The organism is Bradyrhizobium sp. (assembly GCF_049581145.1).
In the GTDB taxonomy this organism is placed as follows: Bacteria; Pseudomonadota; Alphaproteobacteria; order Rhizobiales; family Xanthobacteraceae; genus Bradyrhizobium.
Genome location: NZ_JBAURI010000027.1, coordinates 1 through 6,204, shown reverse-complemented (window position 1 = coordinate 6,204; position 6,204 = coordinate 1). Strand labels below are relative to the sequence as shown.

Here is a 6,204-nt window from a genome sequence, read left to right as displayed (position 1 = left end):
CGCCAGCACCGCGGCGCCGTCGTGCCGCGCGGCCGCGCCGCCGCCAACCAGCACGATCGGATGCTTGGCGTTTTTCAGAACGTCCGCAAAGGCACCCTTGCCGCCGGCCAATTCGCTCAGCGAATCCGTGCCCGCACCGAGATAGTCGTAAGGATAGGTCAGATCGGGCTTGGCGCCGATCAGCCCGATCTTGAGCTGGCCCGACCGCCAGCGCTTGCGAATGCGCGCATTGAGAACGGCGGCTTCCTTGCGCGGATTGGCGCCGATGATCAGAAGAGCATCGGCCTGGTCGATGCCGGCAATGGTCGGATTGAAAATGTAGGAGCCGCGACCAGCCTTGGGCGCAAAGAAGTCACCGCCCTGCACAGCGAGATTGACCGAGCCGCATTTGGCCAGCAGCTCCTTCAGCGCGAACATCTCCTCGAGCGCGGCGAGATCGCCGGCGATCGCGCCGATTCGCTTGCCATCGATACGGCCGACTTTGGCCGCGATGGCCGCGAACGCTTCCGACCAGGACGCAGCGCGCAGGCCGCCCTCCCTCCGAATATACGGCCGGTCGAGCCGCTGCGTGCGCAGGCCGTCCACGACGTGGCGGGTCTTGTCGGAAATCCATTCCTCGTTCACCGCGTCGTTGACGCGCGGCAGGATCCGCATCACCTCCCGGCCGCGGGTGTCGACGCGTATCGCGGATCCCAGCCCGTCCATCACGTCGATCGACTGGGTCTTGCCAAGCTCCCAGGGCCGCGCGGCAAACGCGTAGGGCTTGGAGGTCAGCGCGCCGACCGGGCAGATATCGACCAGATTGCCTTGCAGCTCCGAGGTGAGCGCGTGCTCGAGATAGGTCGTGATTTCCATGTCCTCGCCGCGGCCGGTCGCGCCCATTTCCGGCGCACCGCAGATTTCCGCGGAAAACCGCACGCAACGGGTGCACTGGATGCAGCGGTTCATCGAGGTCTTGACCAGCGCGCCCAGATATTTGTCCTCGACCGCGCGCTTGTTCTCGGCGAATCGGCTGGTGTCGACGCCATAACCCATGGCCTGGTCCTGCAGATCGCATTCGCCGCCCTGGTCGCAGATCGGGCAATCCAGCGGATGGTTGATCAGCAGGAACTCCATCACGCCTTCGCGCGCCTTCTTCACCATCGGCGAACGCGTCAGGATTTCCGGCGGCTCGCCCTTCGGCCCCGGACGGCAGTCGCGCACGCCCCAGGCGCAGCTCGCCACCGGCTTCGGACCGCCCTTGACCTCGACCAGGCACATCCGGCAGTTGCCGGCGATCGACAGCCGCTCATGGTAGCAAAAGCGCGGGATTTCGGCGCCGGCGGCCTCGCAGGCCTGCAGCAGCGTGTATTCTGCGGGAACGTCGATCTCTTTGCCGTCGATGATGAGTTTTGTCATCGTCTCACTCCGCCGCGACCATGTTCTCGGGATCGCGGATGCCCACGTCGTCGATATCGGCCTTGTGCGAATATTCGTCGATCCGCGCCTCGATCTCATGACGGAAATGCGCGATCAGGCCCTGGATCGGCCAGGCCGCGGCGTCACCGAGCGCACAGATGGTGTGGCCCTCGACCTGCTTGGTGACTTCTAGGAGCATGTCGATCTCGCGCTTGTGGGCGCGGCCCTCGGCCATGCGGGACAAGACGCGCCACATCCATCCCGTTCCTTCGCGGCACGGCGTGCACTGCCCGCAGCTTTCGTGCTTGTAGAAATAGGAGATGCGCGCGATCGCCCGGATCAGGTCAGTCGACTTGTCCATGACGATCACGGCGGCGGTGCCGAGGCCGGAACGCAGCTTGCCGAGGCTGTCGAAATCCATCGGGGTGTCGATGATCTGGTCCGCCGGCACCATGCGCACCGACGAGCCGCCGGGAATCACCGCCTTGAGATTGTCCCAGCCGCCGCGGATGCCGCCGCAATGACGCTCGATCAATTCACGGAACGGAATCCCCATCGCCTCTTCGACGTTGCAGGGCCGCTCGACATGGCCGGAGATGCAGAACAGCTTGGTGCCGACGTTGTTGGGCTTGCCGATACCGGCGAACCAGGCTGCGCCACGGCGCAGGATATCGGGCGCGACCGCGATCGATTCGACGTTGTTCACGGTGGTCGGGCAGCCATAGAGCCCGACATTGGCCGGAAATGGCGGCTTCAGCCGCGGCTGCCCCTTCTTGCCTTCGAGGCTCTCGAGCAGCGCGGTCTCCTCGCCGCAGATATAGGCGCCGGCGCCATGGGTGACGTAGATCTCAAACGGCCAGCCGTTGACATTGTCCTTGCCGAGCAGCTTCGCTTCGTAAGCCTGATCGATCGCGGCCTGCAGATGTTCGCGCTCCCGGATGAACTCACCGCGCACATAGATATAGCAGGCGTGTGCGTTCATCGCGAAGCTCGCGAGCAGGCAGCCTTCGACCAGAAGATGCGGATCATGCCGCATGATTTCGCGGTCCTTGCAGGTCCCGGGCTCGGATTCGTCGGCATTGACGACCAGGTAGCTCGGCCGGCCGTCGGTGGATTCCTTCGGCATGAACGACCATTTCAAGCCGGTCGGAAAGCCGGCCCCGCCGCGCCCGCGCAGCCCCGACGCCTTCATCTCATTGATGATCCAGTCGCGGCCCTTGTCGATGATCGCTTTGGTGCCGTCCCAGGCGCCGCGGCGGCGCGCCCCCTCCAGGCCCCAGTCCTGCAGGCCGTAGAGGTTCTTGAAGATGCGGTCCTTGTCGTCGAGCATGACTGGAAGATTCCCTGGTCAGCGGTTGGACTGCGAATAGGCGAGGCCCGCGGCGCAACCGCCGAGCGTCAGCGCCCACAACAGGCTTGATGGCAGCGAGGCATGCAGCGCGAAGCGCTGCAATACGAAAATGAAGCTCGCCGCGGCGACGGTATGCAACGCGATATGGCGCCAAGGCTTCGTCGTGATCGCCTTCGCCCTGATTGCCTTCGTCGTAACGGGCTTGGTCGTGACCGGATCACGCCTCATGTGGTTTCCTTCAGCGTGGTCGGCCCGGTGATCGGCGCCGAAAACTGGCGGCCATTCTGCGGTCCGGGCTTGGGCGGATTGCCGGAGGCAAACCCGTCCAGCACCTTGCCGAAACTTTCCTTGGTGAGGTCTTCGTAAGTGTCCTTCCAGATCAGCACCATCGGGGCGTTGACGCAGGCGCCGAGACACTCGACCTCTTCCCAGCTGAAATCGCCGTCCTTGGACAGATGGAACGGATCGTGATGGATGCGGCTCTGACAAACCTCGATGAGATCGCCGGCGCCGCGCAGGCGGCATGGCGTGGTGCCGCAGACCTGGACGTGGGCCTTCTTGCCGACCGGCTCCAGCTGAAACATCGTGTAGAACGTCGCGATTTCGAGCATGCGGATGTAAGGCATCTGCAGGAGATCGGCGACCGCGCGAATGGCCACTTCAGAAACCCAGCCCTCATGCTGCTCCTGGACCCGCCACAGGATCGCGATCGCAGCCGAGGCCTGGCGGCCGGGCGGATATTTCGCGATCTCTTTTTTGGCCCAGGCGAGATTTTCGTCCGAGAACGTGAAGCTCGTAGGCTGCAATTCCTTCGGTGCAAGGCGGCGGACAGACATCGCGGTTCAGTCTTTCATTGCAGGCGGCTGGCGGCATTCGCGTTCAGCGCGCTGATCCGGCTTTGCCAGAACGCGCTCGCGGTGCCGAAAACATTGTAACCGACGTGGGAGGATACCTTGATGCGGTCGAGAATCGAAAGCTCGGTCACGGTCTCCAGACGACCGGAGCGGGGATCATAGACGATCAGTTTCAGCGGCGTCTTTTCCAGGATATAGCGCGATACGGTGTGCTGGGGATCGTTGCCGTGCTCCTCGCACAGGATCACGCTGTCGCCCTGCAGCAGCCGCGTGGCGCCCTTGATCGCCTCGATCTCCACGCCTTCGACATCGAGCTTGATCAGATATTTGCCGTCCCGAGGGATCCTGCCGTCGTCGATCAGATCGTCGAGGGCGAGGACGGGGACTTCCTCGCCGCCGCCATTGACGCCGCCGGCGATGCTGAAAGCCTCGTGCTTGGTGCCGGTGAGATGCGCGGTACCGCGCGCGGCGCCGATCGCGCATTTCATCAGTTCGAAGCGATCACGGTTCACGCGTGCATTGTTCGAGAGCTTGGAAAAATTCCGCGACGACGGCTCGATCGCGATCACCCGGTGCGCGCCGAACGGCCGGCTCGACACCAGCACCGACCAGTAGCCGTAATTGGCGCCGCAATCGATCAGGGTGTAGTCGACATCGACCGAACCCAGAAACAGGAGCTCCAATTCATCCTCATAACGGTAGGCACGATTGAGCAGCTTGCTCCAATAGCCGTCGCCATAGGGAAACTCGAAGACGGCGTCCTCGTTCAGCCTGATCGCGATGTTGCGTTCAGGCAGCGCCTTGCGCAGGAGATTGGCGCAGTGGTTGTAGCCGCGATGCGAGAAGCGCGACGAGATCTTCGAGCCCGTCACCAGCGCCAGCGCAGCCGTCCGCTCCCACAGGTTGGCTCCCTCGAGAGCGCCTGACGCACGGTCAAACTGGATGGGCGCTTGCGCCATTACCGGTCGACCTCTCCGAACACGATGTCGAGCGAGCCGAGAATGGCGGAGACGTCGGCGAGCAGGTGCCCGCGGCAGATGAAATCCATCGCCTGCAGATGCGCAAAGCCGGGCGCGCGGATCTTGCATTTATAGGGCTTGTTGCTGCCGTCGGCGACGAGATAGACGCCGAACTCGCCCTTCGGCGCTTCGACCGCGGCATAGATCTCGCCGGCCGGCACGTGAACGCCCTCGGTGTAGAGCTTGAAATGGTGGATCAGCGCCTCCATCGAGCGCTTCATCTCGCCGCGGCGCGGCGGCGCGACCTTGTTATCGGCAATAACGACCGGCCCCTGCCCGTCGGGGCTGCGCAGTTTCTGGATGCACTGCTTCATGATTCGCACCGACTGGCGCATTTCTTCCATACGGATCAGGTAACGGTCGAAGCAGTCACCGTTCTTCCCGATCGGGATGTCGAAATCCATCTCGGCATAGCATTCGTAAGGCTGGGCCTTGCGCAGATCCCACGCCGCACCGGAGCCGCGCACCATCACGCCCGAGAATCCCCATTCCCAGGCCTGCTTCAGCGACACCACCCCGATGTCGACGTTGCGCTGCTTGAAAATGCGGTTGCCGGTAAGCAGGCGGTCGAGATCGTCGACCACTTTCAGGAACGGATCGCAAAAGCCTTCGATATCGTCGATCAGCTTGGGCGGCAGATCCTGATGCACGCCGCCGATCCGGAAATAGGCCGCGTGCATGCGCGAGCCGGAGGCCCGCTCATAGAACACCATCAGCTTTTCGCGCTCTTCGAAACCCCACAGCGGCGGGGTCAGCGCGCCGACGTCCATCGCCTGGGTGGTGACGTTGAGCAGATGCGACAGCAGCCGTCCGATCTCGCAATAGAGCACGCGGATCAATTGCCCGCGGCGCGGCACCTCGATACCGAGCAGCCTTTCTGCCGCGAGGCAGAACGCGTGCTCCTGGTTCATCGGCGCGACATAGTCGAGCCGGTCGAAATAGGGAATCGCCTGCAAATAGGTCTTCTGCTCGATCAGCTTCTCGGTGCCGCGATGCAAGAGCCCGATATGCGGGTCGACGCGGGCGACGACTTCGCCGTCGAGCTCCAAGACAAGGCGGAGCACACCGTGAGCTGCAGGGTGTTGCGGCCCGAAATTGATCGTGAAATTGCGCAGGCTTTGCTCATTCATGGTCAGACCTTCGGCCCCGCCTTCTCATCACCCGGCAACCGATAATCCGCGCCTTCCCAGGGCGACAGAAAATCGAATTTGCGGAATTCCTGGTTGAGCCGGACCGGCTCATAGAGCACCCGCTTCTCCTGATCGTCGTAGCGCACCTCGACGAAGCCGGTGGTCGGGAAGTCCTTGCGCAGCGGATGACCCTCGAAGCCGTAATCGGTCAGGATGCGCCGCATGTCGGGATGGCCGGTGAAGATCACGCCATAGAGATCGTAGGCCTCCCGCTCGAACCAGCCGGCGCCCGGAAACACCTCGATCAGCGATGGCACCTGGGTGGTCTCGTCGGCCTCGACGCGCAGCCGGATCCGCGTGTTCAGGGTCGGCGACAGCAGGTGATAGATCACGTCGAAGCGCTTCTCGCGTCCGGGATAGTCGACCGCAGTGACGTCGGTGATGTTGACGAA

The 6,204-nt window shown here is 63.4% G+C and carries 7 protein-coding genes; all 7 read right to left on the bottom strand.

Going from position 1 to position 6,204, the window contains the following annotated elements; translation table 11 throughout:
* Window positions 1-1,398: NADH-quinone oxidoreductase subunit NuoG (gene nuoG, locus WCB02_RS00815; protein WP_423955278.1), on the bottom strand; the 1,398-nt coding region annotated here is incomplete at its 3' end.
* Between the two features lie 4 nt (window positions 1,399-1,402).
* Window positions 1,403-2,728, bottom strand: a complete 1,326-nt coding sequence (gene nuoF / locus WCB02_RS00810; RefSeq protein WP_423955276.1) for an NADH-quinone oxidoreductase subunit NuoF — start codon at window positions 2,726-2,728, stop codon at window positions 1,403-1,405.
* 18 nt (window positions 2,729-2,746) lie between these two features.
* Window positions 2,747-2,977, bottom strand: a complete 231-nt coding sequence (locus tag WCB02_RS00805) for a hypothetical protein (RefSeq protein ID WP_423955273.1) — start codon at window positions 2,975-2,977, stop codon at window positions 2,747-2,749.
* Complete coding sequence (nuoE, locus tag WCB02_RS00800; protein ID WP_423955271.1) at window positions 2,974-3,585, bottom strand: NADH-quinone oxidoreductase subunit NuoE; 612 nt, start codon at window positions 3,583-3,585, stop codon at window positions 2,974-2,976. The genes WCB02_RS00805 and nuoE overlap by 4 nt, the downstream gene beginning before the upstream one ends.
* Window positions 3,586-3,599: 14 nt before the next feature.
* On the bottom strand, window positions 3,600-4,562 hold the full coding sequence (locus tag WCB02_RS00795; protein WP_423955269.1) for an FkbM family methyltransferase: 963 nt from the start codon (window positions 4,560-4,562) through the stop codon (window positions 3,600-3,602).
* Window positions 4,562-5,752 carry an NADH-quinone oxidoreductase subunit D gene (locus tag WCB02_RS00790; protein WP_423955267.1) on the bottom strand — a complete coding sequence of 397 codons (1,191 nt, stop codon included), beginning with the start codon at window positions 5,750-5,752 and terminating at the stop codon, window positions 4,562-4,564. Before WCB02_RS00790 ends, WCB02_RS00795 begins: the two co-directional genes overlap by 1 nt.
* Window positions 5,753-5,754: 2 nt before the next feature.
* Window positions 5,755-6,204, bottom strand: a 450-nt coding sequence (locus WCB02_RS00785) for an NADH-quinone oxidoreductase subunit C (protein ID WP_423955265.1), incomplete at its 5' end; no start/stop codon positions are given.

What these genes read in the sequence shown, in the direction of transcription:
- nuoF (WP_423955276.1), bottom strand. Translation starts at nt 2,728, where the DNA reads ATGCTCGACGACAAGGACCGCATCTTCAAGAACCTCTACGGCCTGCAG.
- WCB02_RS00805 (WP_423955273.1), bottom strand. Translation starts at nt 2,977, where the DNA reads ATGAGGCGTGATCCGGTCACGACCAAGCCCGTTACGACGAAGGCAATC.
- nuoE (WP_423955271.1), bottom strand. Translation starts at nt 3,585, where the DNA reads ATGTCTGTCCGCCGCCTTGCACCGAAGGAATTGCAGCCTACGAGCTTC.
- WCB02_RS00795 (WP_423955269.1), bottom strand. Translation starts at nt 4,562, where the DNA reads ATGGCGCAAGCGCCCATCCAGTTTGACCGTGCGTCAGGCGCTCTCGAG.
- WCB02_RS00790 (WP_423955267.1), bottom strand. Translation starts at nt 5,752, where the DNA reads ATGAATGAGCAAAGCCTGCGCAATTTCACGATCAATTTCGGGCCGCAA.